The sequence below is a fragment of the Methylobacterium sp. Gmos1 genome (genome assembly GCF_053764715.1).
The window spans coordinates 14472-40686 of record NZ_JBSNCC010000018.1 but is presented as its reverse complement, the minus strand read 5'-3'; the positions used below and the strand labels follow the sequence as shown (position 1 = coordinate 40686).

Genomic DNA, 26215 nt, shown 5'->3' with positions numbered 1-26215 from the left:
GGACGCTTCGCGACTTCTTGCGCTGGATCCCGGATCTCCTTCCACTTCGTTGCAGTCGTCCGGGATAGGGGTGAGGTGTGACCTCACCCCTACTTCGGCAGCGCGTAGATGTTGATCTCCAGCGCGTCGTCCGACGGGCTCCCGAGCGGGGTCAGGTACTCCTCCACGAAGGCGTCCTGGACGAGGATGCCCTTGGCGTCGAGATAGGCCGTCACCGTCTCGTAGGTCTGGTCGATGCCCTCGTAGGAGCCCTTGTGGGTGAAGCGCAGGGCCTTGCCGCTCGGCGTCGCGCCGAAGCGCAGGTCGTCCGGCAGGCCGGCGGGCCGCGGGTTCGGGACGGCCTCGACCGGGACCATCACCTCGAACTGGAAGCCGTCGTCGTCGGTGCGGGTGAAGACCGAGATCGGCTTGCCGTTGGCCTTGATGCCGGCGCCCGCGAGCGCCGTCTCGACCTTGGCGATGGCGTCCTTGAGGCTCGGCAGCGCCTGATCCCACTTGGCATTGCCGGACAGGATCGCCGCGGGCTTGGCCGGCAGCGTCACCTCGTCGACGTCGGACGGGTCGCCCGGATTGGCGACCAGCGGCGGGCGCCCGGCGGTCGGGGGGACCGGAGCCGCGGGGGGCAGCGCCTTCTCGGGCGCGGGCGGGGCCGGCGCCTGGTTGGTGCCCGGGCCCGGGCCGGGCGCCGTCGTGGTCGGCAGCGGCGCCGATTGCGCCGGCGACGGGGTGCCGGCCGGGGGCGCGGCGGGTGAAGGCGCCGGCGCCGGGGCGGGCTGCTGCGCCAGGACCTGCTGGGACAGCACCAAGGCGCTGCAGGCCAGGGAGGCCGCGAGGCCGATCGCGATCGTCGGGAGGCGGGTCTTCATCACGGGCGGAGCGCTCCGGGCGGCTTCAGCGTGGGCCGGCATCGCCGGCCGGATCGAACGCGTCAAGCGCAAAGCCGTTGCGGGGCAATCGCGAGAGCGTGAGGACGGGGGATCCCGGGAGGGACGCCCGCCCGGCTCGCCCCCGCGCCGGTTCTGGTCCATACACCGCGCCGACCCCATCTGAGCGTCGCTTGCCGGAGTGCCCTGCCCGTGTCCCCCCTCGCCCATCGCCGCTTCCTGAAGATGAACGGGCTCGGCAACGAGATCGTGGTGCTGGACCTGCGCGGCAGCGACATCCGGGTGCAGCCGGCGGAGGCGCGCGCCATCGCGGCCGATCCGGCCTCGCGCTTCGACCAGATGATGGTGCTGCACGATCCCGTCACCCCGGGCACCGACGCCTACGTGCGGATCTACAATACCGACGGCTCGGAGGCCGGCGCCTGCGGCAACGGCACCCGCTGCGTCGCCTGGGCGATGCTGGACGATCCCGCGATGGCGCGCCCGCCCCTGGCCGAGCACCTGGTGCTCGAGACGAGGCCGGGACTGCTCGAGGTCGTCCGCGTCTCGCCGGTGGACTTCACCGTCGACATGGGTGCGCCGCGGCTCGCCTGGAACGAGATCCCGCTGGCCGAGCCGTTCCCCGATACCCGCCGGATCGAATTGCAGGTCGGGCCGATCGACGACCCGGTGCTGCACTCGCCCGGCGCCGTCAGCATGGGCAACCCGCACGCGGTGTTCTTCGTCGAGCGCGACCCCGGCACCTACGATCTCGCCCGCGTCGGCCCGCTGCTCGAATCGCACCCGATCTTCCCCGACCGGGCCAACATCTCCATCGCGCAGGTTCTCGACCGCGCCCATATCCGCCTGCGGGTCTGGGAGCGCGGCGCCGGGCTGACCCGGGCCTGCGGCACCGCCGCCTGCGCGGCTCTCGTCGCGGCGGCGCGCCTGCGCCTCACCGGCCGCGAGGCCACCGTGACGCTGCCCGGCGGCGACCTGCGCATCGCCTGGGGAGAGGACGACCACGTCCGCATGACCGGCCCGACCGAGCTGGAGCACGAGGGTACCTTCGCGCCCTCGCTGTTCGAGGCGGCGGCGTGAGCGTCGAGGTCCTGAGCTTCGGCTGCCGGCTCAACGCCGCCGAATCGGAGGCGATGCGCCGGCAGGCGGAGGCCGCGGGCCGCACCGACCTCCTCCTGGTCAATACCTGCGCGGTCACGGTCGAGGCCGGGCGGCAGGCCCGCAAGGCGATCCGGGCGGCCGTGCGGGCCAACCCCACGTCGCGGGTGGTGGTCACCGGCTGCGGCGCGCAGGTCGAGACCGACGCGTATGCCGCCATGCCGGAGGTGGCCGAGATCCTCGGCAACCGGCGTAAGCTCGACCCCTCGGTCTGGACGGGTCCTTCGCCCGACCGCGTGCAGATCGACGACGTGATGGCGCCGGGCGCCGACCCGCTGCCCGAGGCGACGCCGATGCGGGCGCGCACCCGCGCCTTCCTGCCGGTGCAGAACGGCTGCGACCACCGCTGCACCTTCTGCGTCATCCCGTTCGGCCGCGGCAACTCGCGCTCGGTGCCGGCGGCGGCGGCGGTGGCGCAGGTCCGCGCCCTGGTGGAGGCCGGTACCCGCGAGGTGGTGCTGACCGGCGTCGACCTCACGGCCTACGGCCGCGACCTCGGCGGTTCCACCCTCGGGACCCTGGTGCGGGCGATCCTGCGCGCGGTGCCCGAACTCGACCGCCTGCGCCTGTCCTCGATCGATTCCGTCGAGGCCGATCCGGCTTTGATCGCGGCCTTCGCCGAGGAGCCGCGGCTGATGCCGCATCTCCACCTCTCGCTCCAGGCGGGCGACGACCTGATCCTCAAGCGCATGAAGCGCCGCCACGGCCGGGACGACGCGATCCGCTTCTGCGCCGAGATCCGGCGATTGCGCCCCGACGCGGTGTTCGGCGCCGACCTGATCGCCGGCTTCCCGACCGAGACCGAGGTGCAGTTCGCCCGATCCCTCGCCCTCGTCGAGGAATGCGGCCTGGCCCAACTCCACGTCTTCCCCTACTCGCCCCGCCCCGGCACGCCGGCCGCCCGGATGCCGCAGGTGGCGAGCGCCGAGATCCGCGACCGGGCGGCGCGCCTGCGCGCGGCGGGTGCTGCGGCCTTCGCCCGCCGCCTCGACCGCGAGGTCGGCGAGACGCGGCGGGTGCTGGCCGAGCGCGGCGGCACCGGGCGGACGGAAGGTTTCTTGCCCGTGCGGCTGCCGGAGGGGGTGGAGGCGGGGGCGCTCGTCGATCTGCGCATCGCCGGGCATGACGGGCAGGTGCTGCGGGTGGCGTGAGGGCTGTCCTGCGTCGGTCGTGAAAAGGCCCGCCAAGTCAACGTCGTCCCACCCGCGCCTTCATCCTGAGGTGCTGCCGCTCGCGGCAGCCTCGAACGAGGACTCCAGCGCGCTGGGCGACATCTGGAGCCCTCCTTTGAGGCTCACTGCGTTCGCGATCTTCGATCGCCCGTCACTTCAGGATGAGGTCGTGGATGGGACAGGCGGATCGCGTGCTGGAGAAACCCGCGGGCCTTCACCCCTCCCCCATCCCGCACCCCCGCAATCCCTCCCGCATGTGCCCCGGCGCCGGCGCCTCGGTCGTGATCGCCGGCTTCTTCGGGTAGAGCGGCAGGGCGAGCGCCCTCGCGTGGAGTTGCAGGCCCGGCCCGCCCTGGCGCGGGGCGCTGCCGTAGACCGCGTCGCCGAGGATCGGCCAGCCCATCGCCGCGCAATGCACCCGGAGCTGGTGGGTGCGCCCGGTCACCGGGCTCAGCGCCAGCCAGGTCCGCCCGGCGGCCGGATCGCGCCCCATCACCCGCCAGCGGGTGAGCGAGGGATCGCCGGCCGGATCGGTCTTAATCCACCAGCTGCGGGGATCGTCGGAGCGGCGCATCAGCGGCAGGTCGATCTCGCCGGATTCCTCCGCCGGACCGCCCTCGACCAGCGCCCAGTAGGTCTTCTCCGCTCGTCCCTGCGCGAACAGGGCGTTCAGCCGGGCCAGCGCCTTGGCGTGGCGGCCGAGCGCCAGGCAGCCGGAGGTGTCGCGGTCAAGGCGGTGGGCCGCTTCCGGCCGGCGCGGCAGGCCGAAGCGCAGGGCGTCGAGATGCTGGGTCAGCGTCTCGCCGCCCTTCGGCCCCGGATGCACGGGCAAACCCGCCGGCTTGTCGATGACGAGCACCAGGGCATCGCGGTAGAGGAGCCGCGAGAGTATGTCGTCGACGATCATGGGCCTGTCGATCATGGGCCTTTCGCAGCGGCGGCGGAGGCGGGCGAAGTTCGGGGCAGGCCGCCCTAGATCGTCCGGAGGGTCGGGAGCAAGTGCGGATGAGTGACACGAAGAAGCCGGGCTGGTTCGGCCGACTACTCGGCCGCAAGGCCGAGACCCCGGCGGAGACCCCCGCCGAGGCGACGGTCGCCCCTGAGACGAGCACCGAGCCCGATCCCGCCGAGACGATGCCGACGGAGGCGACCGGCACCCTGTCGGAGGGCGTGCCCGACTTCGCCACCGGCGCCGACGAGGTGCTGCCGGCGCCGCCGACCGTGACGGAAGCCTCCCCCGAGACGGAGCCGGAGCAAGACCTGCCCGACGAGCTCGCCGGCGCCGACCTGGAGCCGGTCGAGGGCGTGCAGCCGGAAGGCCAGGTGCCGGCGGCGCCCGGGCCGGAGACCGACCAGGCGCCCGAGCCCGCGCTTCAGGCGGAACCGGAAGTCCGAGAGCCAGAGGTCCGAGAGCCAGAGGTCGAAGGGTCCGAGCCCGACACGCTCGTGATCTACCAGCCCCCGGCCGAGCCCGAGGCACCGGCGGAGAAGCGAAGCTGGTGGGGTCGGCTGACCGGGGGCCTCAAGCGCACCTCCTCGGCCCTGTCCGACCGGGTGACCGGGCTGTTCACCAAGCGCAAGCTCGACGCCGACACCCTGGAGGAGCTGGAGGACGCGCTGATCCAGGCCGATTTCGGCCTCGAGACCGCGACCCGCATCGCGGACGCCGTCGGCAAGGGGCGCTACGAGAAGGGCATCGCCCCCGACGAGGTGCGGGCGATCCTGGCCACGGAAGTCGAACGCGCCCTCGACCCGGTGGCGCAGCCTCTCGTCATCGACACGTCGAAGAAGCCGTTCGTGATCCTGATGATCGGCGTCAACGGTGCCGGCAAGACCACGACGATCGGCAAGCTCACGCAGAAGTTCCGGGCGCAGGGGCACAGCGTGATGCTGGCCGCCGGCGACACCTTCCGGGCCGCGGCGATCGAGCAGCTGCGGGTCTGGGGCGAGCGCACCGGCGCGCCGGTGGTGGCCCGCCCGCAGGGCTCGGACGCCGCCGGCCTCGCCTACGACGCGCTCCAGGCCGCCCGCGAGGCCGGCACCGACATCCTGCTCATCGACACCGCCGGCCGGCTCCAGAACAAGGCCGGGCTGATGGCGGAGCTGGAGAAGGTGATCCGGGTGATCCGCAAGCTCGACGCGGAGACGCCCCACGCCGTGCTCCTCGTCCTCGACGCCACGGTCGGCCAGAACGCGCTGAGCCAGGTCGAGACCTTCCAGAAGATGGCCGGCGTCACCGGCCTCGTCATGACCAAGCTCGATGGTACGGCGCGGGGCGGCATCCTGGTGGCGCTCGCCGCCAAGTTCGGCCTGCCGGTGCACTATATCGGCGTCGGCGAGGGCGTGGACGACCTGGAGCCGTTCGCGGCGCGGGACTTCGCCCGGGCGATCGCCGGATTGGACAAGGGCTGAGCCGAGGGGCGCATCATACCAACGGCCCAAGATGCTGACGCATCAGGCCGTTGACCCATCTCGAATTTTCGATGTCAAGCCAGAGGCTTGGCGAAAATTCGAGAGCGGAACCAAAGGTCGTTTTCAACGACCGTTGGTATCACTCCGCGCAATAGGCCGCCATCCCCTCCGCCAGCGCGTCGAAGACCACGCGGCAGCGGCTCAAGGAGCGCAGGTCCTCGTGCATCGCCACGAAGGTCGGCAACATCCAGATCAGGTCCGGCAGCACCCGGAACAGATCCGGGTCGCGGGCGGCGAGCGCCGTGTGGCAGGCGCCGAGGCCGAAGCCGGCCCGGAGCGCCGCGAGCTGCGCCAGCGTGCTGTCGCTGCGCCAGGCGAAGGGCGTGTCGCCAAGGGCCGGTGCTACGCGCATCATCGCACGCAGGAACGGCGTCTCGGCGTCGAACCCGATCACGCTGTGGCGGGCGAGATCCCGTGGATGCTCCGGCACGCCGCGCCTTTCGAGGTAGCGGCGGTGCCCGTAGAGGCCAAGGCAGATCGTGCCGACCCGGCGCGCCACCAGCGCCTCTTGCGTCGGCGGTGCCATGCGCACGGCGATGTCGGCGTCCCGGCGCAGGAGGTCCTGCATCCGGTCGGAGAGCACCACGTCGAGGGCGAGGCCGGGATGGCGCCCGTGCAGGTCGGCGAGGATCGGCGGCAGCACCTCGGCGCCGACCACCTCCGAGGCGGTGATCCGCACCCGGCCCGACAGGCCTTCCGCTTCCGCCGTCACCGCCCGGCGCAGGGCCGCCGCGGTCGCCTTCAGGGAGGCCGCGTAGGGCGCCAGGGTGAGCGCCGCCTCGGTCGGCGCCAGGCCGGCGGGCGAGCGGGTGAACAGGGCGACGCCGAGCGCCCGCTCCAGGGCCGCGATCTGCCGGCCGAGGGTCGGCTGCGTCAGGCCGAGCGCCCGCGCGGCGCCGGAGAGCGAGCCCTCCTCCAGCACGGCAAGCGCGGCGCGGTAATGGTCCCAGCTCGGCTCGGTCATGCAGAAACGTATAGCCATTCGCCGGACTTCGGCAATTTTCGTATCGTCTCGGCTCGGGCACATCCCGGTTCGGCAGCGAACGAGGAGCGCGCGATGACGGCGAGGACGGCCCTGGTGCTGGGGGCGACGGGCGGGGTGGGCGGCGCGGTGGCCCGGCGCCTCGTTGACGCAGGCTGGACGGTGCGGGCGCTGCACCGCGACCCCGCCCGGGTGCGGCGCGACGCGGACGGGCTCGCCTGGATGCGGGGCGACGCGATGGCGCCCGGCGACGTCGTCGCGGCATCGGAGGGCGCGGCGCTGATCGTCCACGCGGTCAACCCGCCGGGCTACCGCGACTGGGACCGGCTGGTCCTGCCGATGCTCGATTCCTCGATCGCGGCGGCCCGCGCGGCGGACGCCCGCCTGATCCTGCCCGGCAACGTCTACGTCTACGGGCCCGATGCCGGCCCGAACCCGGGCAGCGAGGCGCCCCAGACGCCCCGCACGCAGAAGGGCCGCATCCGCATCGCCATGGAGCAGCGCCTGCGGTATTCCGGCGTGCGCAGCCTCGTCGTGCGGGCCGGCGACTTCTTCGGGCCCGGCACCACCGCGAATTCCTGGTTCTCCAGCGCCCTGGTGCGGCCGGGCCGGCCGGTGCGGGCGGTGCTCGATCCCGGGACGCCGGGGATCGGCCACCAATGGGCCTTCCTGCCCGACGTCGCCGAGACGATGGTGCGGCTCGCCGCACGCGAGGCCGAGCTGCCGCGCTTTGCCGCCTTCAACATGGACGGGCACTGGGACCCGGACGGCCGCCAGATGGTCGCCGCCATCCTCCGGGCGGTGGGCGGCCGGGTGCGGGTGCGGCGCTTTCCCTGGGGCCTCCTGCCGCTCGCCGCCCCGTTCTGGCCGCTGGCGCGCGAGATCCGCGAGATGCGCTACCTGTGGCGGGAGCCGCTGCGGATGAGCAATGAGGGGCTCGTGAATTTCCTCGGATACGAGCCGCACACGCCTCTCGACGAGGCGGTGCGGGAGACGCTGCTGGGGCTCCGGTGCCTGCCGGCGCAGGGGTGAACCGAGATCCGGCTCCGCCGGCACGCGTCACCCGCCTCCGCCGTCGCGGGGGCGGAAGCCCGTACCGATCGGCGGCTCGCCCAGGCTCGCGATCCCGTGGCAGGATGGCCGGAACAGCGGGAGGACACCACCGGAATGGGATCGCTCAGGCTCCGCTTCGGCGTCCTCGTCGGCAGCGCCGCCGCCCTCGTGGTGCTGGCGGCGCTCGGCCTCTACGGGGCGATGCACGCCGCCGAGCGCACCCTCGACGCGACGCTCGATGCGCAGGTGCGCCTGGAGCTGATCGCCGAACTGTCCGGGCGCCTGACCGAGTTCGGCCTCGCCGCGGTCGAGGCGGTGGGCGACACTCCCGGCCGGCCCGAGCGGCTGGCCAATGCCCGCAACGAGGTCGACCGGGCGCTGAACGCCGTCGACGAGGGCCTGAGCCGGGCGGTGGCCGGGGCCGGCGGCGTCCTCGACCGGACGCAGTATACGGCGCGGGCCCGGCCGCTCGCCCGCCTGCGCGCCGCCCGCGCGATGCTCGACCGGCAGGTGGCGCAGATCCAGCGCGAGCCCGATCCCGGCCGGCGCGCCGACGCGATCCGCGGCGCGCTCAACGCCTTCGGGGCAGTGACCGGCCAGCCCCTCACCTTCCTGGTCGAGGCCGAGCGCCGGGCGGTCGAGGCCTCCGCGGCGGAGGTCAGGACGCTGGCGGCGCGGATGCGCGGCGTCGCGGTGGCGGCAGCGGTGCTGGTCGTGCTGCTCCTCGTCCTGCTGCACCAGAGCCTGACCCGGCCGATCCTGCGCCGGATCGAGGCGATCCGGGCCGGCGCCGCGGCGATCGGCCGGGGCGAGCTCGACACCCGCCTGAGCGTCGCGAGCCGCGACGAGCTCGGCCTGCTCGTCGCGAGCTTCAACCGGATGGCGGCGCGGCTGAAGCGCCGCGAGGCCCGGGTCGCCGCCGACCGGGCGGCCCTCGAAGACATCGTGGCGCGGGCCACCGCCGATTTGCGCGGGGCCAACGCGCGGCTCGAGGAGATCGACCGCTCCCGCCGGCGCTTCTTCGCCGATGTCAGCCACGAGCTGCGCACGCCGCTCACCGTGATCCTCGGCGAGTGCGACCTCGCCGCCCGCTCCCCCGACACGCCCGCCCCCTTCCGCCCCGTGATCGCCACCATCCGCAAGCGGGCCCTGCGGCTGCACCGGAGGGTCGGCGACATGCTCCGCGTCGCGCGCTCCGAATCCGGCGAGATCGCCCTGGAGCGCCGCCCGGTGAGCCTCGCGGCGATCCTGGCCGAGGCGGTGGAGAGCTGCGCGCCGGAGGCCGGGCGCCGGCGCATCGCGCTCGTCCTGGAGCCGAGCCCGGCCGACGTCGAGGTGCCGGCCGATGCCGAATGGCTGCGCCAGATCGTCGAGGGGCTGATCGACAACGCCTTGCGCCACGCCGCCGGCGCGACCCGGGTGCGCGTGGGCTTTGCCGCTCGCGGCAGCGGCGCCGCCGTGACGGTGAGCGATGACGGCCCGGGCTTCCCGGAGAACGCCGAGACCCTGTTCGAGCGCTTCCGCCGCGGGGACAAGCCCGGCTCGGGGCCGGCGGGCTTCGGCATCGGGCTCGCCCTGGCGCGCTGGGTCGTTGAGCGCCATGATGGGACGATCCGCCTGGAATCGGGGGATCCACACGGTCTTGGGTTCGGCGCCAGGGTCACCCTGGCGCTGCCCGGCGAGGACACGAGGGAGGACGCGGCATGACCGGGCGACCGGGACGGCGCGCATGACGAGCGTGCTCATCGTCGAGGACGACGGCGACATCCGCGCCATGCTGGCACGCGGCCTCTCCGCCGAGGGCTTCGCCGTCGACGTCGCCGGCGGTGTCGACGAGGCGCTGATCGCGGCCCGCGAGCGGGTGCCGGAGGCGGTGCTCCTCGACAACATGCTGCCGGACGGCTCCGGCCACGACGTCTGCCGCTCCTTGCGCGAGGGAGGCTATCCCGGCGCGATCCTGTTCCTGAGCGCCAAGGACGAGGTCGGCGACCGGGTCGACGGCCTCGCGGTCGGGGCCGACGACTACATCGTCAAGCCGTTCGTGTTCGACGAACTGCTCGCGCGCCTGCGCACCCATCTCCAGCGGCGGCGCGCCACGGGCGAAGCCCGCACCCGAGTCAGCGCCGGGCGCCTCTCCCTCGACCTCGCCACGCGCCAGGTCCGCTTCGGCGAGGTCACCGCCCGGCTGACCCAGCGCGAGGCCGAACTGCTGGCGGTCCTGATGGAGCAGGCGAGCCGCCCGGTCACCCGCGGCGACATCTTCGACCGGCTCTGGGCGAGCCAGGGCGGCCTCTCGCTCAACGTGGTCGACGTCTATGTCGGCTACCTGCGCACCAAGCTCGCCGACATCGCCCGGGCCGGCGGCCCGAGCCTCGTCACCGTGCGCGGCCGCGGCTTCATGCTCGACCTGCACGAGGACGGGTTTCGCCAGTGACGAAATTATTTTGCGCACGATCGATGCTGGTCAAAGCCTTGAGCGTCATGCACAATAAGACCGGTGTGAGAGGGGGCGGACCCGTGCGCCCCGGGAAATCGGCAAAATAGCGCTTGCGCCCCGGGCGCCGATTGCCGATATATCCTGGGGTGACGGAAAACGCTGTCATCTCAGAGTCTTAGGAACCTCTTAGAGGTTTCCGCCGCGCGAGGAGAAACGCCATGAAGTGGTCGATGCCCGTCGTCGCCGAGGTCTGCGTCGGCATGGAAGTCACCAGCTACGAGTCGGCCGAGATCGATCCCTTCAACTGAGGGCTCGCCCGGTTCGCGCCTCCGGCGGTCTCTCGCCGGACGGCGCTCGACCCGGACATCGTGCAAGAAGCCCGGCACCACAAGCCGGACCGTCCGCCGAAGTCGAAGGAGGAACGCCCATGACGTGGTCGCTGCCCGTCGTCGCCGAGATCTGCGTCGGCATGGAAGTCACCGCTTACGAATCCGCCGAGATCGACCCCTTCAACTGAGCGGGATCGGCCACGGATCATGCACGCCATCGTTCTGGGATCCGGGGCGGGCGGGGGCGTGCCGCAGTGGAACTGCCGCTGCCCGATCTGCGCCATGGCCCGGGCAGGCGACCGCCGGGTCCTGCCCCGCACCCAGTCGAGCCTCGCCGTCTCCGCCGACGGCGACCACTGGCTCCTGGTGAATGCCTCCCCCGACATCCGCCAGCAGCTGTTCGACACGCCGGCTCTGCACCCGCGCGAGGGCCTTCGCCACTCGCCGATCCGGGCGGTGCTGCTCACCAACGGCGACGTCGACCACGTCGCGGGCCTGCTGACCTTGCGCGAGGGCCAGCCCTTCCGCCTCCACGCCACGCGCGGCATCCTCGACTCGATCGGGGCGAACCGCGTCTTCGACGTGATGGCGCCGGGCACGGTGGAGCGGGTCGAGATCGCGCTGAACCAGCCCATCTCGCCGGTGCCGGGCCTCACCGTCACCCTGTTTCCGGTGCCCGGCAAGGTGCCGCTCTGGCTCGAGGACGGCACGCCGGAGATCGGCGCCGAGACCGAGAGCACGGTGGGGGCGATGATCGAGGCTTCGGGGAAGCGCCTCGCCTACGTGCCGGGCTGCGCCCGCGTCACCGACGGGTTGAAGGAGCGGATCGCTGGGGTCGACGCGCTCTTGTTCGACGGCACGGTGCTCGCCGACGACGACATGATCCGCGCCGGCGTCGGCACCAAGACCGGCTGGCGCATGGGCCACGTGCCGATGACCGGCGAGGGCGGCTCGATGGCGGCGCTCGCCGGGGTGCCGATCGGGCGACGGGTCTTCGTCCACATCAACAACACCAATCCGGTGCTGGTCGAGGGATCCGAGGAACGCCGCGCCGTCGAGGCGGCGGGGTGGGTCGTGGCGCAGGACGGGCTGGCACTGCGCCTGTGAAGGACGCCCGGGCGATCCCGGTCTGCGGCCTTCCGGATCACTTTGGTCCCCCTTGACCCCTCCCCGCGGCCGATCAATCTCCCGCTCGACGGGACCGCCGACAACGAAGAAATCGAAAAGACGCCAGGACGCCATGACCGCCTCCCTCGCCCTGTCCGTGAGCCCGAGCGCGCCCACCGACCGCCTGCTCTCCCCGGACGAGCTCGAAGCGGCGCTCCGCGACATCGGGGCGCGGCGCTACCACAACCTGCATCCGTTCCACCGCCTGCTGCACGACGGCAAGCTCGACAAGGATCAGGTCCGGGCCTGGGCCCTCAACCGCTACTACTACCAGGCGATGATCCCGGTGAAGGACGCCACCCTGCTGGCGCGCCTGCCGGATGCGAGCCTTCGCCGGATCTGGCGCCAGCGCATCGTCGACCACGACGGCGACCACGAGGGCGACGGCGGCATCGAGCGCTGGCTGAAGCTCGCCGAGGGCGTCGGCTTCGACCGCGACTACGTGCTCTCCACGAAGGGCATCCTGTCTGCCACCCGCTTCTCGGTCGAGGCCTACGTGCATTTCGTCGCCGAGCGCTCGCTGCTCGAGGCGATCGCCTCCTCGCTCACCGAGATGTTCTCGCCGACCATCATCTCGGAGCGGGTGTCCGGGATGCTAAAGAACTACGACTTCATCACCCGCGAGACCCTGTCCTACTTCGACAAGCGCCTGACCCAGGCGCCGCGGGACGCCGACTTCGCCCTCGACTACGTCAAGCGCCACGCCGTGACGCCGGAGCAGCAGGCCCAGGCTCTCGACGCGCTGCGCTTCAAGTGCAGCGTGCTCTGGACCCAGCTCGACGCGCTCCACTTCGCCTACGTGGCGCCCGGGACGATCCCGCCGGATGCCTGGCGCCCAGGAGAAGGTCTGCACCCAGGAGAAGGTCTGCGCACGGGAGCGGGCGCATGAGCCTGACCCCCGACAGCGTGCCGCGCCTGCCCCGCGGGGTACGGCTGCGCCACGACACCGTGCGCAACGCCCACGTGCTGCTGGCCCCCGAGCGCACCTTCGACCTCGACCAGAACGCCGTCGCCGTGCTCGGCCTCGTCGACGGGACGCGCAGCATCCGGGCGATCTCGGACGCCCTGGCGCAGCAATACGAGACCGACCGCGCCATCATCGAGCCCGATGTCATCACCATGCTGGACGGATTGCTGCTCAAGCGCGTGCTCGAGACCGTGCCGGCGGCGTGAGGCCGGGAGGGGACAGTCATGAACGCCGTCACGCCCGCAATACCGGCCCCGATCGGGCTCCTCGCCGAGCTGACCCATCGCTGCCCCCTGCGCTGTCCCTACTGCTCGAACCCGCTCGACCTCGACCGGCGCTCGGCCGAGCTCGACACCGCGACCTGGCGGCGGGTGCTCGGCCAGGCGGCGGCGCTCGGCGTTCTCCACGTCCACCTCTCGGGCGGCGAGCCGACGGCGCGGCAGGACATCGTCGAGATCACCCGCGCGTGCGCCGAGCTCGGCCTGTACTCGAACCTGATCACCTCCGGGGTGGCGGGTGCCCTCGACAAGCTCGACGCGCTCTCGGAGGCCGGGCTCGACCACGTGCAGCTCTCGGTCCAGGCGGTCGAGGCGGCCAATGCCGAGCGCATCGGCGGGCTGAAGAACGCGCAGCCCCAGAAGTTCGCCTTCGCCGAGCGGGTGACGGCGCTCGGCCTGCCGCTGACGCTGAACGCGGTGATCCACCGCGGCAACATCGCCGAGGTGCCGGCGCTGATCGATCTCGCGGTCCGCCTCGGCGCCAAGCGCCTGGAGGTGGCCCACACGCAGTATTACGGCTGGGCCTACGTCAACCGCGCCGCCCTGATGCCGGCGAAGGCCGAGGTCGACCGCTCGATCCGCACCGTCGAGGAGGCGCGCGAGCGGCTGAAAGGCCAGCTCGTCATCGACCTCGTGGTGCCGGATTACTACGCGAAGTACCCCAAGGCCTGCGCCGGCGGCTGGGGCCGGCGGCTGATGAACGTCACGCCGACCGGCAAGGTGCTGCCCTGCCACGCCGCCGAGACGATTCCGGGCCTCGAATTCTGGCGCGTCCAGGACCATGCGCTGGCTGAGATCTGGGCCGATTCTCCGGCCTTCCGGGCCTATCGCGGCACCGACTGGATGCAGGAGCCCTGCCGCTCCTGCGACCGGCGCGAGAAGGATTGGGGCGGCTGCCGCTGCCAGGCCCTGGCGCTGGCGGGCGACGCCGCCGCCACCGACCCGGCCTGCTCGCTCTCAGCCCTCCACGGCAAGGTGCAGGCCCTGGCGGTCGCCGAATCGGCGCTGGAGACCGCGCCGGACTACCGGTACCGCACCATCGGCGGTGCGGCCCCCGCCGCCATTTCCGAAGGAGCGCCCGCGTGAGACGCCTCGTCCTGGCCGCCGTCCTCTCCACCCTCCTCGGCGGTCCGGCCCTCGCGCAAGACGCGCCCCCGAGCGCCACGGCGCTCCTGTTCGAGACCAACCAGCTCGCCAACGCCCCGCCGGGCCGCCCCCTGAGCTACCGCTACACCCGCTTCAGCGGCATCGACGGCGCGCCCTTCGGCCCCCCGGTCGAGGACCGCATCCGCGAGGAGGTGGCACCGGGCGCGAGTCCGCAGACCCGCAACCTCAAGGTCGAGATGTTCTCCGGCGAGCGCCGGATGCCGACCGCGACCTACGAGGACGTGCCGGGCAATCCCGTGCTGGTGCGCTTCCTCGAGCACCACCTCGACGACCTCGCGAAGGTGCTCAAGGGCAACCCGCGCTACATCAAGAACGCGATCCGGCGGGCCCTGCGCGAGAGCGCGAGCGTGACCCCGGCCGAGGTCGAGGTGGATGGGGGCAAGAAACCGGGCTGGCGCGTGGTGGCGCGGCCCTTCGTCGACGATCCGGTGCGCGACCGGCTGCGCGGCTTCGACGGGCTGACCTACACCGTCGTGGTCTCGGACGCCGTGCCCGGCCAGATCGTCTCGATCGACGCCCGGGCGACCAGCCCGGAGGGCGGGATTCTGCTTCAGGAAACGCTGACCCATGAACCGAATGCTGGCTAGGGCGCTGGTCGTGGGCGCCATGGTCGCGGCCGCTCCCTGTTCCTCGCGCGCCGACGACAACGACTATCCCACCGAGGCGCGGGCCGATTACGTCTTCGGCTGCATGGCGGCCAACGGCCAGACCCGCGAGGCGCTGACGAAATGCGCCTGCTCGATCGACGCCATCGCGGCGATCCTGCCCTACGACAAGTACGTCCAGGCCTCGACCATCCTCGGCATGCGCCAGGGCATTGGGCAGCGCGCCAACGAGTTCCGCTCGACCAAGGTGTTCGACGACAAGGTGGCGGAGCTGCGCCGGGCCCAGGCCGAGGCGGAGATCCGCTGCTACCGCCCGACCGCGAACTGAAGAGAGGGATCGGCGGCAGATCGCGACGCCGCGGTTGCGGCGCCGTCCGCGGGCCGGCACTCTGGGCGCCTCTCGATCGGCGGGGATGCGCGATGATGCGGCTCATCGGACTGGCGCTGGCGGCTTTGTATCTCGTCCGCCCGGCCATCGCGGACGACCTCTCGCTCTGGTCGGTCTACGACAAGACGTTACGCGCGGCGAAGTACATCGACCTCACCCACGCCTTCGCGCCGGTGCAGCCGGTCTGGCCGGGCTTTGCCGGCGCGAAATTCAAGCCGGCCCAGGCCGGGCGCACGCTGGAGGGTTTCGCGAAGGAAGGCGACGTCTTCACCTACGAGACCCACGGCTTCGTCGCCACCGCCTACGACCTGCCGACCGACCAGTACGGCACCCAGCTCGACCCGCCGGCGCACTGGAATCCCCGCGGCGCGACGATCAGCGACCTGCCGGCGACATACACCCTGCGCCCGCTCGCGGTGATCGACATCTCGCAGAAGGTCTCGGGCGACGAGGGCTACCACCTCCAGGTCGCCGACGTGACCGCCTGGGAGGAGAAGCACGGCCGCATCCCGGCCGGCGCCGTGGTGATGGTGCGCTCCGACTGGTCGAAGCGCTGGGGCGAGGCCGAGCGCTTCCGGCAGAAGCCGTTTCCGGGGGTGAGCCTCGCGGCGCTCCGGTTCCTGCACCTCGAGCGCAGGATCCTGTTCCATGGCCACGAGCCCCTCGACACCGACACGACCCCGAACCTCGAGGGCGAGGCCTGGCTGATGCACAACAACTTCGCGCAAGCGGAGGGCGTGACCAACCTCGACCTCGTGCCGGAGGCCGGCGCCCTGGTGGCGATCGGCTTCGCCAAGCCGCTCGGCGGCACCGGGGGCTTTGCGCGCTACGTCGCCATTGCGCCGGCGGGCTGGCCGCACGGCGTCAGCGTCGACGCGGTGCCGGGCGCGCCGCTGCCGCTGCAACCGGCCCCCCTGCGGCGCGATGCCGACGGGGTGATGCGGCCGACGGGACCGTGACGAGGCGGGGGAGGCGATGTGGGAACGCCTCGCCCCTCACTCCATCCCCGGCTTCCCACCGCGCAATTTCTTCACGTCCCCCCGCCGTCCCTTCTCCTCCAGTCGCCGCTTCTTCGAGGCCAGCGTCGGGCGGGTCGGACGGCGCGGGGTCGGGGGCACGGCGGCCTCGCGCACGAGGTCGGCCAGGCGCTCGCGCGCCTCGGCGCGGTTGCGCTCCTGGGTGCGGTGGTTCTGCGCGGTGATGACGAGCACGCCGTCCGCCGTGAGCCGCCGCCCGGCGAGCTTCATCAGGCGGATCGCCACGGCGTTCGGCAGCGCGGGCGAGCGGCGCACGTCGAAGCGCAGCTGCACCGCCGACGAGACCTTGTTGACGTTCTGGCCCCCCGGGCCGGAGGCGCGCACGAAGCTCTCCTCCAGCTCGGATTCGTCGAGGGTGATCCAGGGCGTGCATTCGAGACCCACGACGGCGCTCCCGAGAACCGAGTGAGTGCACCTCACGAAACTCCCGCCGCGCTGGCGCTGCCGCATCGGGCGACGCCGGTGACCGGACGTTTCATGAGAGACACTGAGGCCGCCGCCATCCCACGAAACCGCTGCGCGCGCTACATCGGGGGCTGTGGCCAAGATCTCCTCTCCGAAAGCGTCCCCGTCCAAGGCAGCCGTTCGCAAGGTTTCGGCTCCCGAGCCGCAGCCCCCCGCCCTTCCGGCCGCCTTCGCGGGCTGGTTCGCGGCACGCGGCTGGGCGCCGCGGCCGCACCAGCTCGCCCTGCTGGCGGCGGCGCAAGCCGGGCGCTCGGCCCTGCTCGTGGCGCCGACCGGGGCCGGCAAGACCCTGGCGGGCTTCCTTCCCACCCTCGTCGAGCTGGCGGAGGGGAGCGGCAAAGGCGGCCTGCACACCCTCTACATCTCGCCGCTCAAGGCGCTCGCCGTCGACATCGCCCGCAACCTCGACGCGCCGGTCGCCGGCCTCGGGCTGGAGCAGAAGATCCGGATCGAGACCCGCACCGGCGACACCCCGTCGCACAAGCGCAGCCGCCAGGTCTCGCGCCCGCCCCACATCCTGCTCACCACGCCCGAGCAGCTGGCGCTGCTGATCGCTCACCGCGAGGCGGCCGAGCTGTTCTCGGGCCTCAAGCGCGTGGTCCTCGACGAATTGCACGCGCTTGTCACCTCGAAGCGCGGCGACCTCCTGAGCCTCGGCCTCGCCCGCCTGCACCGGCTGGCGCCCGGCCTCGCCATGACCGGGCTCTCGGCGACGGTGCGCGAGCCCGACGCGCTGCGGCGCTACCTGGTGCCGCAAGGAACCGGGCCAGGAAACGGGCAAGGAAACGGCCAAGCGCCCGAACCCGCGATGGCCGATCTCATCACCGTCGAGGGTGGGGCGCGCGCCGACCTGCGGATGCTTGAGACCGGCCGCACCCTGCCGCTCGCCGGGCACACCGCCTGGCAGTCGATGCCGGCGGTCTATGACCTGATCCGGGAGCACAAGCTGGTCCTGGTCTTCGTCAACACCCGGCTCCAGGCCGAGTACACCTTCCAGGAGCTGTGGAACCTCAACGACGACGGGCTGCCGATCGCGCTCCATCACGGCTCCCTCGACGCGACGCAGCGGCGCAAGGTCGAGGCCGCGATGGCGGCGGGCGTGCTCCGGGCCGTGGTCTGCACCGCCACCCTCGACCTCGGCATCGACTGGGGCGACGTCGACCTCGTCGTCAACATCGGCGCGCCGAAGGGCGCGAGCCGGATCATGCAGCGGATCGGCCGGGCCAACCACCGCATGGACGAGCCATCCAAGGCCTACCTGGTGCCGGCCAACCGCTTCGAGATGCTGGAATGCCGCGCCGCCCTCGACGCGGTCGAGGCGGCGGCGCAGGACACGCCCGATCCGCGCCTCGGCGCCCTCGACGTGCTGGCCCAGCACGTGCTCGGCATGGCCTGCGCCGGGCCGTTCTCCGAGGACGATCTCTACGACGAGGTCCGGGCCGCCTCACCCTACGCCGACCTCACCCGCGACGACTTCCTCCTCGTCCTCGACTACGTCGCCACCGGCGGCTACGCGCTCCGGGCCTACGAGCGCTTCGCCAAGATCCTGCGCGGCCCGGACGGGCTGTGGCGGGTGCGCGACGCCCGCACGGCGCAGCAATACCGGATGAACATCGGCACGATCATCGAATCGACCAAGGTCAAGGTGCGGCTGGCCCGGCGCAACCGCACGAAGCCCGGCTCCGTGCTGCCGGCGGGGGGCCGCGTGCTCGGCGAGATCGAGGAGGATTTCGCCGAGACCCTGACGGTCGGCGACACCTTCCTGTTCGCGGGCGAGATCCTGCGCTTCGAGGGCCTGCACGAGGACGAGGCGCTGGTCACCCGCGGGCCGCCGGGCACCGACCCGGCGATCCCGAGCTATGCCGGCTCGAAATTCCCGCTCTCGACCTTCCTCGCCGCCCGGGTGCGGGCGCTGATCGCCGATCCGTTCGAGTGGGACCGGCTGCCGGCGCAGGTCGCCGACTACCTGGTGCAGCAGCGCCGGCGCTCGGTGCTGCCTGGCCCCCGCGACCTCCTGGTCGAGACGTTTCCGCGCGCCAACCGCTACTACCTCGCCTGCTTCCCGTTCGAGGGCCGGCTCGCGCACCAGACGCTCGGCATGCTGCTGACCCGCCGGCTGGAGCGGGCCGGGATGCGGCCGCTCGGATTTGCCGCCAACGATTACGGCCTCGCGGTCTTTTGCACCCGCGACCTGTCGGAGCGCATCGGCCGCGAGCCCGGGTTCCTCGACGGGCTGTTTGCCGAGGACATGCTCGGCGACGACCTCGAGGAATGGCTCGACGAATCGGCGATGATGAAGCGCACCTTCCGCCAATGCGCGGTGATCGCCGGGCTGATCGAGCGGCGCCATCCGGGCCAGCGCAAGACCGGGCGACAGGTCACGATCTCGACCGACCTGATCTACGACGTGCTGCGCAAGCACCAGCCCGGCCACCTGCTGCTGCGGGCCGCGCGCCAGGATGCGGCAACCGGACTCCTCGACGTGGCCCGCCTCGGTATGATGCTTGCGCGCATCCAGGGGCGAATCATCCACAAGGCCCTCGACCGGGTCTCGCCGCTCGCCGTGAACGTGATGCTCGAAATCGGGCGCGAGCGGGTCTACGGCGAGGGCGCGGACGAGATCCTGGCCGAGGCCGAGGCGGCGCTGCTCGACGAGGCGCTGGCGTGACAGACCGGAGGGCGCCCCGCTCCGCATGAAGGACCGTGACACCGTGGCGCTGCCGCTGAAGCTCGAGAAGACCCACAAGACCCCCGGCGTGACGCTCGCCGGCGAGACCCTGATCTTCGATCTTAGCGGAGGCCTGTGGCTGCCGGAGCACCGCACCCTCGTGGTCTCCGACCTGCACCTGGAGAAGGGCTCGGCGTACGCTGCCCGCTCGGGCCAGTTCCTGCCGCCCTACGACACCCGCGAGACCCTGGCGTCCCTGCACGAGGCGGTGGCGCGGCTCGATCCGGCCTGCGTGGTGTGCCTGGGGGATTCCTTCCACGACGCGCAGGGGCCGGCCCGCCTCGCGGTCGAGGACCGGGCGCTGATCGCCGCCCTCCAGGAGGGCCGCGACTGGGTCTGGATCACCGGCAACCACGACCGGGCGATCCAGGACGGCATCGGCGGCCGCTTCGCCGACCTCCTGGCGATCGGCGGACTGACGCTGCGGCACGAGCCGGCGGACGAGCCCGAGACCGGCGAGGTCGCCGGCCACTACCACCCGGTCGGCAAGGTCGCGATGCGCGGCCGCGCCGTGCGCCGGCGCTGCTTCGTCCTCGACGCGACGCGCCTGGTGATGCCCGCCTTCGGATCGCTGACCGGCGGGCTCAACGTGCGCTCGGAGACCTTCGACAGGATGTTCCCCGGCGGGTTCACCGCGCACCTGATCGGCGATGGGCGGATCTTCGCGATCGCCCGGACGATGCTGACGCGGGAGTGAGCGGCGGGCCGGGTCCTGGTTGTCCTGGACCTGGCTCCTCGCCATTCCACCCGCGACCTCAGGATGAGGTCGCGGGTGGGATGTGAGCGATGGTCCGCCCGTCAGGTGGAGGCCGCAAGCAGCCTCACGCCGCCGCTCGGATCCCTGCCCCGAGAAATCCCGCCGCCAGCAACGCCAGCCCGGCCACCCCCGACAGGACCAGCCGCAACCGCCCGAGCCACGCCGGCACCAGCCCGCGTCGCGGCAGGTCCTGGTCGACGAGGCCCCAGGCGAGCACCAGGGCGCCGAGCGCGCGCAGGTCCCACGGCGCCGGCGCGAACAGAGCCGCCCAGGCGATGAGCGAGGGCACCACCGACACCGCGTAGTCGACGCCCCTCCCCTCCGGCGAGGCGGCCGCCGCGCCCCAGCGCAGGCCGCCGAGGAACGACGCGATGACGGCGCCGTAGGCCGCGAGCAGGGGGCGCGGCGCCAGCCCGAACGGCGAGAGGCCGAGGATCACCAGGGCGGCGAGCCCCAGGAACGGGATCAGGCCCGCGCCGCCGAGGACCAGGGCGGCGGGGGACGGGTTACGGGGCATGCTCAGTCTCTCCGGAAGATCACGCTGGCGAGCCAGCCGGAGATGAGTGCGAGCGCGCCGGCGGCAAGCCCGTAGGCCAGCGACCAATCGCGGGCGACCGTGGCGATTCCCTGCTCGATGCCGGACTTGACGAGGTCGAACCGCGCCTCATGCCGCGCCAGCGGCACGCCGCCGGCGAGCAGCACCACCTCGACGTCGTAGGAACCGACCGGCGCGGTCGCCGGCACCGGCGCGGTCGCGCGGAAGACCGTAGGCGACAGGAACCGCACCCCCGCCTCGCCCTCGCTGAACAGCCGCTCGCGCCGGCGCAGGCGCAGCAGGGCCTCGCGGAAGGGGTCGTCCGGTGCCGGTGCCGCCAGGGTGAGGTCGGGGGCGGCCACGATGGCCTTGAGGCCGAGGCGCAGGCGCAGGCGCGTCGCCTCGTCGGCGATCTCCGCCAGGGGGCGGGAGGACAGTACCGCCAGGAAGCTCGGCACCTCGGCGAATTTCTGCTGGCCGCGATTGACCCAGACCGGGCCCAGCGCCTCCTTCTCGCGCACCGTCAGGGCCTGGCGCGGGCCCCGGATCGTCGCCACCACGTCGTAGCCGCCCGAGCGCGCCCCCGCCTGCCCGTCGCGCTCGATGGCGCCGAACACCGCCACCGAGGTGCCCGCATAGGTCGAGGTGACGGCGAGCCGGTTGAACGACAGGCTGACGACCAGGGATTCCGCCTGCGCCGGGCGGATGGCGAGCAGGACCAGGAGGACGGCGAAACAGGCGCGCATCAGCGCGCCTCCATGAGTTCGAACGGCGCGCATCAGCGCGCCTCCTGGACCACGATCGAGAACGGCTCCTCGGGCCGCAGGACCAGCTCGACCGCGAAGCGCAGGCCCACCGCCAGGACCAGGATGGCGAGGAGGAACCGGAAATACTCCGAGCGCAGGTTGCGCCCGGCCCGCGCCCCGAACTGCGCCCCGAACACCCCGCCGGCGATCAGGATCACCGCCAGCACGATGTCGACCGCCTGGTTCTGCACCGCGTGCAGCACCAGCGCGACGAAGCTGGTGCAGACGATCTGGAACTGCGAGGTGCCGACCACCACGCCCGTCGGCACCCGCATCAGGTAGAGCAGCGCCGGGACCAGGATGAAGCCGCCGCCGATGCCGAGCACCGCGCCGGCAAAGCCCACGAACAGGGCGAGGCCGAGGATCGGGATCACGCTGGCGTAGAGGCGCGAGCGCGGAAACCGCATCCGCAGCGGCCAGGCCATGTAGGCGGCATGGTCCCCGCCGAGCCGTGCCGGACGGGCCCGGCCGCGGTGGCGCGCCCAGGCGCTGCGCACGGATTCGGCCAGCATCAGCCCGCCCACCACCGTGAACAGGGTGACGTAGGCGACCGTGATGACGAGGTCGAGCTGGCCCGCCCGCCGCATGGCGGCGAAGAACCAGACGCCGAGGCTGGTGCCGGCAAAGCCCCCGAGCACCAGGACGAGGCCGAGCCGCAGGTCGAGGGCGTTGCGCCGGAGCGCCGCCAGCACGCTGGTGGCCGAGGAGGCGACGATCGGGGCGGTCTGGGTCGCGACGGCGATCGCCGGGGGGATCCCCATCACGATCAGGATCGGCGTCATCAGGAAGCCGCCGCCGATGCCGAACAGCCCCGACACGAAGCCGACCGCCGCGCCGAGCCCGAGGAGGACGAGGACGCTGACCGGCATCTCGGCGATCGGAAGGTAGATCTGCAACGGCGGGAGGATCCGGGGTCGGGGAGCCCCGATCTAGACCATGTCGCGCCGCAGGGGAAACCGCCGCCACCGAACGAGAACGGGCGCGGACCGGCCGGTCCGCACCCGTCGAGGTGGCTTTTCGCGCCTGAGCAGGCTTGCGTTGGCAGGCCAACGCAAGCCTGCCTAGGTTCTTGTTTTGCCGCAGATTTTTGGCGCCGAACCGGCAACCACTTCGGCGAAATCTGCTTAGACCTTGCCGGTGCCCATCCCCTTGCCGACGCTGAGGGGCGGCGGCGCGCCGATCAGCGACATCGAGCCCGGATTGGCCGCGGTCTCGACGCGGGGAGCCGGAGGGTCGTTCACCGCCGGATCCGGGACCTTCGCCTTCCAGGCCTCGGCGGCGCTGCGGGCGGCCGCCAAGTCCTTCGGCGCCAGCTTGCCGGCGACCTCGTCGCGCTTGCGGCCGGCATCGTCGTCGCCCTGCGCGGCGGCGGCCGCGAACCAGCCATAGGCCTGGTTGAGATCCTGGGTGACGCCGAGGCCGCGGGCCTGCAGCACCGCCAGGTTGTACTGGCTGTCGCGCACCCCGTACTCGGCGGCCTTGCGGAACCAGGTCGCCGCGGAGCTGTAGTCCGGCTTGCCGCCGGCGGCGCCGGATTCGGCCAGCATCACCGCGAGGTTGTGCATCGCCCGGACGTGGCCCTGCATCGCCGCGCGGCCGTACCACAGCCGCGCCTTCTCCTGGTCGCGGACGAGGCCGAGGCCCTTCTCGTACTGGCTGCCGAGGCGGTACTGCGCCGGGGCGTAGCCGGCGCCGGCCAGGCGGTCGAACAGCTTGGCGGCGAGCGCGGTGTCCCGCGGCAGGCCGCGGCCGTCGACCGCGCGGCTGGCGAGCTCGTAGATCGCCGCGCCGTCGCCGTCGAGGGCGGCCTGGCGCAGGGACGAGGCGCCGGCCGGGAGCGCGGCGAGCTCGTTGTTCAGGGACGCCATGTCGGTGACCCGCGGCGTCGTCGGCCTGGCGGCGAGGGTCGGCCTCCCCGCCTCGGGGGCCACCACCTCCGCGCCCTTCTGGGGAGCGGCCTCGGGCCTGGCGGGCGGGATTCTGGGCTCCGAGACCCTGGCGTCGACCGGCGCCGCGGCGGGCGGCGCGCCCGGCGCCGCGACTTGGGGCGCGCTCACCGGGGGGGCGCTCCGGGGAAGGGCCGGCGCGCCGGTGGCCTGGGTCGTCGCCGGATCGGCCGGCGTCGTCGCCTCGTGCGAGGAGATCACCGGGGCGCTGGTGCGGGAGCCCGAGCTCTGCAAGGCCTGCAGCGTCCCGAGCGCCAGCACGATCGCCGCGATGCCGAGGAGCAGCGGCCGGCGCCGGCGCTCGATCGCGGCGCGCAGGCGCTCGACCAGGCTGCCGCGGGCCTCGACGCCGCGCTCGGGCGCGAGCGGGGCCGGGCCGGTGCCGGCCGCCTCGGCCGCCGCGGCCTGGGCGGCGCGGCGGGCCGCCGCGATGAAGCTCGCCTTGATGTCGCCGGCCGGCAGCTCCGGCGCGGGGACCGCCTCGGCGCCCTGCGGCTGGCGCGGACGCACCGCGCCGGGCTCGATCATCTCGTCGGCCGGGCTCGTCAGTCCGGGGCTCGCCATGCCGGAGCCCGCCACGCCGGATTTCGGCGCGTCGGGGCGGCGGGCCGGGCGCGGCTCCGCCACCGGGGCCGTGGTCTCGCGCAGCGTGTCGCGCAGGTTGCGGGCGTTGCGGGCCGGCGCCGCCTCGCTCCGGCGATCGGCATCGAGATGGGTCAGCCGGGCGACCAGCTGCTCGAGGGCGGAATGCACGCCGTCCATCGTGGCCTGCAGGCGCTTGTCGGAGGCCGCCTGCTGCACCCGCATGTCGGCGAGCATCGCCTGGAGGCCGCCGAGACCGTCGCCGTTCGCGGCGCCCTTGCGCTCGGCCCCGATCGTGTCGGCGACGCTGCGGGCGGCGCGCTCCGCCGCGGCCTGGATCGGCGCCTCGTCGCGCAGCAGCGCGACCTGGGCGAGGAGATCGCCCATGGTGCGCTCGAGGCCGGCGAGCGCCGGATCGCTGCCGCGGGTGTCGATACGGCTTGCCAGCGCCAGCACCTGCCGCTCGAGGCCGTCGAGGGTCTCGCCGCCCGCCCCCTGCCCGACCCGGTCGAGCTTGTCGGCGAGGCTGCGCAGCATGCCGTGGATCGACGCGAGGTCGCTGCTCGGCAGCGCCGGCTGGCGCAGGGCCTCGCCGATCTGCTCCAGCCGCCCCATCACGTCGCCGACGGTGCTGACCGCCGCGACCTGATCGACCTTGGCCGAGAGGGCGTCGATGCGGCCGAGGATGGCACCGGTCGCGTTCGGCTGCTCGCGCCGCTCGGCGCGCAGGTCGTCGAGCTTGCGGTCGAGGTCGGCGATGCCCTGGGCCAGGGCCGGCGCGTCGGCGCCGGGCGCGCGCACGCCCTCGCGGATCTCCTCCAGGAGCGGCCGCAGCTCGTTCATCAGGGCCGGGCTGTCGAGCATGCCGTTGCCGAGCCGCGTCACGGTCTCGGTGAGCTCGTCGACCGACCGGGCGAGGTTCTGCACCCGGGCGGGCTCGGCGAGGACGGCGAGCCGGCCGCGGATCTCCTCCAGCTCGGCGAACAGCTTGGCGGCCGCATCGCGGTCGGCGAGCCCGCTCCGGTCGGCGCCAAGCGCCCCATTCATCTGCTGGGCCAGGCGCTCGACGTCCTGGGCCACCCGGGCATGCACGTTGGCGGCGACGTCGTCGGCCAGCCGCCCGACCTGAACCCGCATCAGGTCGATCGGTCCGGCGACGGCGACGAGGTCGGCCGGGTCGCGGGCCCGCTGCACCTCGTCGGCGAGCGTGCGGACCGCCTGCTCCAGGGTGACGAGGTCGCCGCTGGTGGCGAGCGTGCCGATCGATTCGCGCAGGCGCGAGGTCTCGGCCTGGAGCCCGGCGATCGCCGGCGAGAGCTTGCCGGCGGCGGCCTCGGTCGTCTCCATCACCCGGGCGAGGTCGCGCCGCAGGCCGTCGACCAGGATCTCCTGGTCGTCGCCGGGAGCGCCGTCGTCGAGCTGCTGCTGGCGCTGGCGGATCTCCGCCACGGCGGCGGCGAGGCTGTTGGGCGCCGGGCGGGCGCGGCGGCCCGTCGGCCGTACTGCGGCATCGCGCGGCGCGGAAACGTCCTCGGCACGCGCGGCCCCGGAGCCCTGTGCCGCTTTTCTGTCCAGAACCGCCTTGGTTACCGCCTCGTCGGCGGCCTCGCGGCTCTCGCTGATGCGGCGGTCGATCGCGTCGAGGCGGCGCCCGATCGCCGCGACGGCCTCGACCAGCTGGGCGTCGCCGGCGGACGGCACGGCAGCCGGGAGCGAGGCCGGCTCGGCGACCGGGCCGCGCCCATGGCGCGCCCGCGGCGCCCGGGGCGCGTCGTGCGGCCAGGACCGATCGGGCCGCCGACCCTCGGGCTCGCTCTCCGTGAAGCCCTGCGCCGGGAACGCGTCGTGCCGGGCGCGGCGGGAGCCCGCGACGCGGCGTGATTGCTGGCGCACGCCGGCGCGGGCGGAGCCTTCGCTGATCGCCTCGGCCAGCCACTCGTCCACCGACAACCCGGCGCGCCGGGCGGCCTCGCGGGCGGCGTCGCGCAGCTCCGGATCGAATGCATCGAGTGTAGGAGCGGTCCGTCTCATAGAAGGCTCTGCGCAAGGGGCCTGGGGATCTCGCGGGCAGGCGTCGGCTCGTCGCCGGGTGGAACCCCGCGCCCTGCTCGATCGTGAAGATCCGGTCAGTGGCAGCAGCCTGAAAAGGTTCCTGCCCGCACTTTCGAGCGACACGGTAAACAAGCGGTTAAGCGGCCATGCTCCGTCCGCCCGAGCCCGGGTGCAGCGCGCAATCGTTGCATGCGCAACTCATTGATGGTCAATTTGTGTTCACAACCTAAGCGCGATCTCACGCAAGC

General features: G+C 73.0%; 23 protein-coding genes and 1 pseudogene. 16 read left to right on the top strand and 8 right to left on the bottom strand.

Annotated elements, in window-relative coordinates:
• Nucleotides 1–89 precede the first annotated feature (89 nt).
• Nucleotides 90–866, bottom strand: a complete 777-nt coding sequence (locus ACS5PV_RS25805; RefSeq protein ID WP_455398197.1) for a GyrI-like domain-containing protein — start codon at nucleotides 864–866, stop codon at nucleotides 90–92.
• Nucleotides 867–1076: 210 nt separating this feature from the next.
• Here ACS5PV_RS25805 and dapF point away from each other — a divergent pair, with 210 nt between their 5' ends.
• Complete coding sequence (dapF, locus tag ACS5PV_RS25800) at nucleotides 1077–1964, top strand: diaminopimelate epimerase (RefSeq protein ID WP_455398196.1); 888 nt, start codon at nucleotides 1077–1079, stop codon at nucleotides 1962–1964.
• A complete protein-coding gene (gene mtaB / locus ACS5PV_RS25795; protein ID WP_455398195.1) occupies nucleotides 1961–3193 on the top strand; it encodes a tRNA (N(6)-L-threonylcarbamoyladenosine(37)-C(2))-methylthiotransferase MtaB in 1233 nt (410 codons plus the stop codon). The genes dapF and mtaB overlap by 4 nt, the downstream gene beginning before the upstream one ends.
• A gap of 235 nt (nucleotides 3194–3428) precedes the next feature.
• Here mtaB and ACS5PV_RS25790 read toward each other — a convergent pair whose 3' ends face one another.
• Entirely contained in the window at nucleotides 3429–4121 is a 693-nt protein-coding gene (locus ACS5PV_RS25790; RefSeq protein ID WP_455398278.1) for an RluA family pseudouridine synthase, read from the bottom strand.
• A 98-nt stretch (nucleotides 4122–4219) separates the two neighbouring features.
• Here ACS5PV_RS25790 and ftsY point away from each other — a divergent pair, with 98 nt between their 5' ends.
• Entirely contained in the window at nucleotides 4220–5626 is a 1407-nt protein-coding gene (gene ftsY / locus ACS5PV_RS25785) for a signal recognition particle-docking protein FtsY (RefSeq protein WP_455398194.1), read from the top strand.
• Nucleotides 5627–5765: 139 nt separating this feature from the next.
• Here the strand turns inward: ftsY and ACS5PV_RS25780 are convergent, their stop codons facing one another.
• Entirely contained in the window at nucleotides 5766–6650 is an 885-nt protein-coding gene (locus tag ACS5PV_RS25780; protein ID WP_455398277.1) for a LysR family transcriptional regulator, read from the bottom strand.
• A 93-nt stretch (nucleotides 6651–6743) separates the two neighbouring features.
• Here ACS5PV_RS25780 and ACS5PV_RS25775 point away from each other — a divergent pair, with 93 nt between their 5' ends.
• From ACS5PV_RS25775 to ACS5PV_RS25725, 11 genes and pseudogenes are all read left to right on the top strand, one after another.
• A complete protein-coding gene (locus ACS5PV_RS25775; RefSeq protein WP_455398193.1) occupies nucleotides 6744–7700 on the top strand; it encodes an NAD(P)H-binding protein in 957 nt (318 codons plus the stop codon).
• Nucleotides 7701–7835: 135 nt separating this feature from the next.
• Nucleotides 7836–9428, top strand: a complete 1593-nt coding sequence (locus tag ACS5PV_RS25770) for an ATP-binding protein (protein WP_455398192.1) — start codon at nucleotides 7836–7838, stop codon at nucleotides 9426–9428.
• Between the two features lie 22 nt (nucleotides 9429–9450).
• Complete coding sequence (locus tag ACS5PV_RS25765) at nucleotides 9451–10155, top strand: response regulator transcription factor (protein WP_455398191.1); 705 nt, start codon at nucleotides 9451–9453, stop codon at nucleotides 10153–10155.
• Nucleotides 10156–10376: 221 nt separating this feature from the next.
• Nucleotides 10377–10466, top strand: a complete 90-nt coding sequence (gene pqqA, locus ACS5PV_RS25760; RefSeq protein WP_048426854.1) for a pyrroloquinoline quinone precursor peptide PqqA — start codon at nucleotides 10377–10379, stop codon at nucleotides 10464–10466.
• A gap of 119 nt (nucleotides 10467–10585) precedes the next feature.
• Nucleotides 10586–10675 carry a pyrroloquinoline quinone precursor peptide PqqA gene (gene pqqA, locus ACS5PV_RS25755; protein ID WP_455398190.1) on the top strand — a complete coding sequence of 30 codons (90 nt, stop codon included), beginning with the start codon at nucleotides 10586–10588 and terminating at the stop codon, nucleotides 10673–10675.
• A 19-nt stretch (nucleotides 10676–10694) separates the two neighbouring features.
• Nucleotides 10695–11594 (top strand): pyrroloquinoline quinone biosynthesis protein PqqB, encoded by a 900-nt coding sequence (gene pqqB / locus ACS5PV_RS25750; RefSeq protein WP_455398189.1) that lies wholly within the window; start codon nucleotides 10695–10697, stop codon nucleotides 11592–11594.
• A 133-nt stretch (nucleotides 11595–11727) separates the two neighbouring features.
• A pseudogene (gene pqqC / locus ACS5PV_RS25745) lies at nucleotides 11728–12827 on the top strand (pyrroloquinoline-quinone synthase PqqC).
• Nucleotides 12828–12845: 18 nt separating this feature from the next.
• Nucleotides 12846–13985 carry a pyrroloquinoline quinone biosynthesis protein PqqE gene (pqqE, locus tag ACS5PV_RS25740; RefSeq protein ID WP_455398188.1) on the top strand — a complete coding sequence of 380 codons (1140 nt, stop codon included), beginning with the start codon at nucleotides 12846–12848 and terminating at the stop codon, nucleotides 13983–13985.
• Nucleotides 13982–14653 (top strand): hypothetical protein, encoded by a 672-nt coding sequence (locus ACS5PV_RS25735; protein WP_455398187.1) that lies wholly within the window; start codon nucleotides 13982–13984, stop codon nucleotides 14651–14653. The genes pqqE and ACS5PV_RS25735 overlap by 4 nt, the downstream gene beginning before the upstream one ends.
• Nucleotides 14643–14999: a hypothetical protein gene (locus tag ACS5PV_RS25730; RefSeq protein WP_455398276.1), complete on the top strand. Its 357-nt coding sequence runs from the start codon at nucleotides 14643–14645 to the stop codon at nucleotides 14997–14999. The genes ACS5PV_RS25735 and ACS5PV_RS25730 overlap by 11 nt, the downstream gene beginning before the upstream one ends.
• A gap of 95 nt (nucleotides 15000–15094) precedes the next feature.
• Nucleotides 15095–16018, top strand: a complete 924-nt coding sequence (locus ACS5PV_RS25725; RefSeq protein WP_455398275.1) for a cyclase family protein — start codon at nucleotides 15095–15097, stop codon at nucleotides 16016–16018.
• A 36-nt stretch (nucleotides 16019–16054) separates the two neighbouring features.
• Here ACS5PV_RS25725 and arfB read toward each other — a convergent pair whose 3' ends face one another.
• Complete coding sequence (arfB, locus tag ACS5PV_RS25720) at nucleotides 16055–16480, bottom strand: alternative ribosome rescue aminoacyl-tRNA hydrolase ArfB (RefSeq protein ID WP_455398186.1); 426 nt, start codon at nucleotides 16478–16480, stop codon at nucleotides 16055–16057.
• Nucleotides 16481–16643: 163 nt separating this feature from the next.
• Between arfB and ACS5PV_RS25715 the strand changes: the two genes are divergently transcribed.
• Both ACS5PV_RS25715 and pdeM read left to right on the top strand, forming a co-directional pair.
• A complete protein-coding gene (locus tag ACS5PV_RS25715) occupies nucleotides 16644–19229 on the top strand; it encodes a ligase-associated DNA damage response DEXH box helicase (RefSeq protein WP_455398274.1) in 2586 nt (861 codons plus the stop codon).
• A gap of 43 nt (nucleotides 19230–19272) precedes the next feature.
• Entirely contained in the window at nucleotides 19273–19986 is a 714-nt protein-coding gene (pdeM, locus tag ACS5PV_RS25710) for a ligase-associated DNA damage response endonuclease PdeM (protein WP_455398273.1), read from the top strand.
• A 124-nt stretch (nucleotides 19987–20110) separates the two neighbouring features.
• On the opposite strand, the gene ACS5PV_RS25705 is transcribed toward pdeM, so the two are convergent.
• From ACS5PV_RS25705 to ACS5PV_RS25690, 4 genes are all read right to left on the bottom strand, one after another.
• The gene (locus ACS5PV_RS25705) at nucleotides 20111–20563 is read right to left on the bottom strand and encodes a DUF3429 domain-containing protein (RefSeq protein ID WP_455398185.1); all 453 of its coding nucleotides are present in this window, start codon (nucleotides 20561–20563) and stop codon (nucleotides 20111–20113) included.
• A gap of 2 nt (nucleotides 20564–20565) precedes the next feature.
• Nucleotides 20566–21327: a TIGR02186 family protein gene (locus ACS5PV_RS25700; RefSeq protein WP_455398184.1), complete on the bottom strand. Its 762-nt coding sequence runs from the start codon at nucleotides 21325–21327 to the stop codon at nucleotides 20566–20568.
• Nucleotides 21328–21359: 32 nt separating this feature from the next.
• Nucleotides 21360–22283 (bottom strand): sulfite exporter TauE/SafE family protein, encoded by a 924-nt coding sequence (locus ACS5PV_RS25695; RefSeq protein WP_455398183.1) that lies wholly within the window; start codon nucleotides 22281–22283, stop codon nucleotides 21360–21362.
• Nucleotides 22284–22511: 228 nt separating this feature from the next.
• The gene (locus ACS5PV_RS25690) at nucleotides 22512–25946 is read right to left on the bottom strand and encodes an SEL1-like repeat protein (RefSeq protein ID WP_455398182.1); all 3435 of its coding nucleotides are present in this window, start codon (nucleotides 25944–25946) and stop codon (nucleotides 22512–22514) included.
• Between the last annotated feature and the right edge of the window lie 269 nt (nucleotides 25947–26215).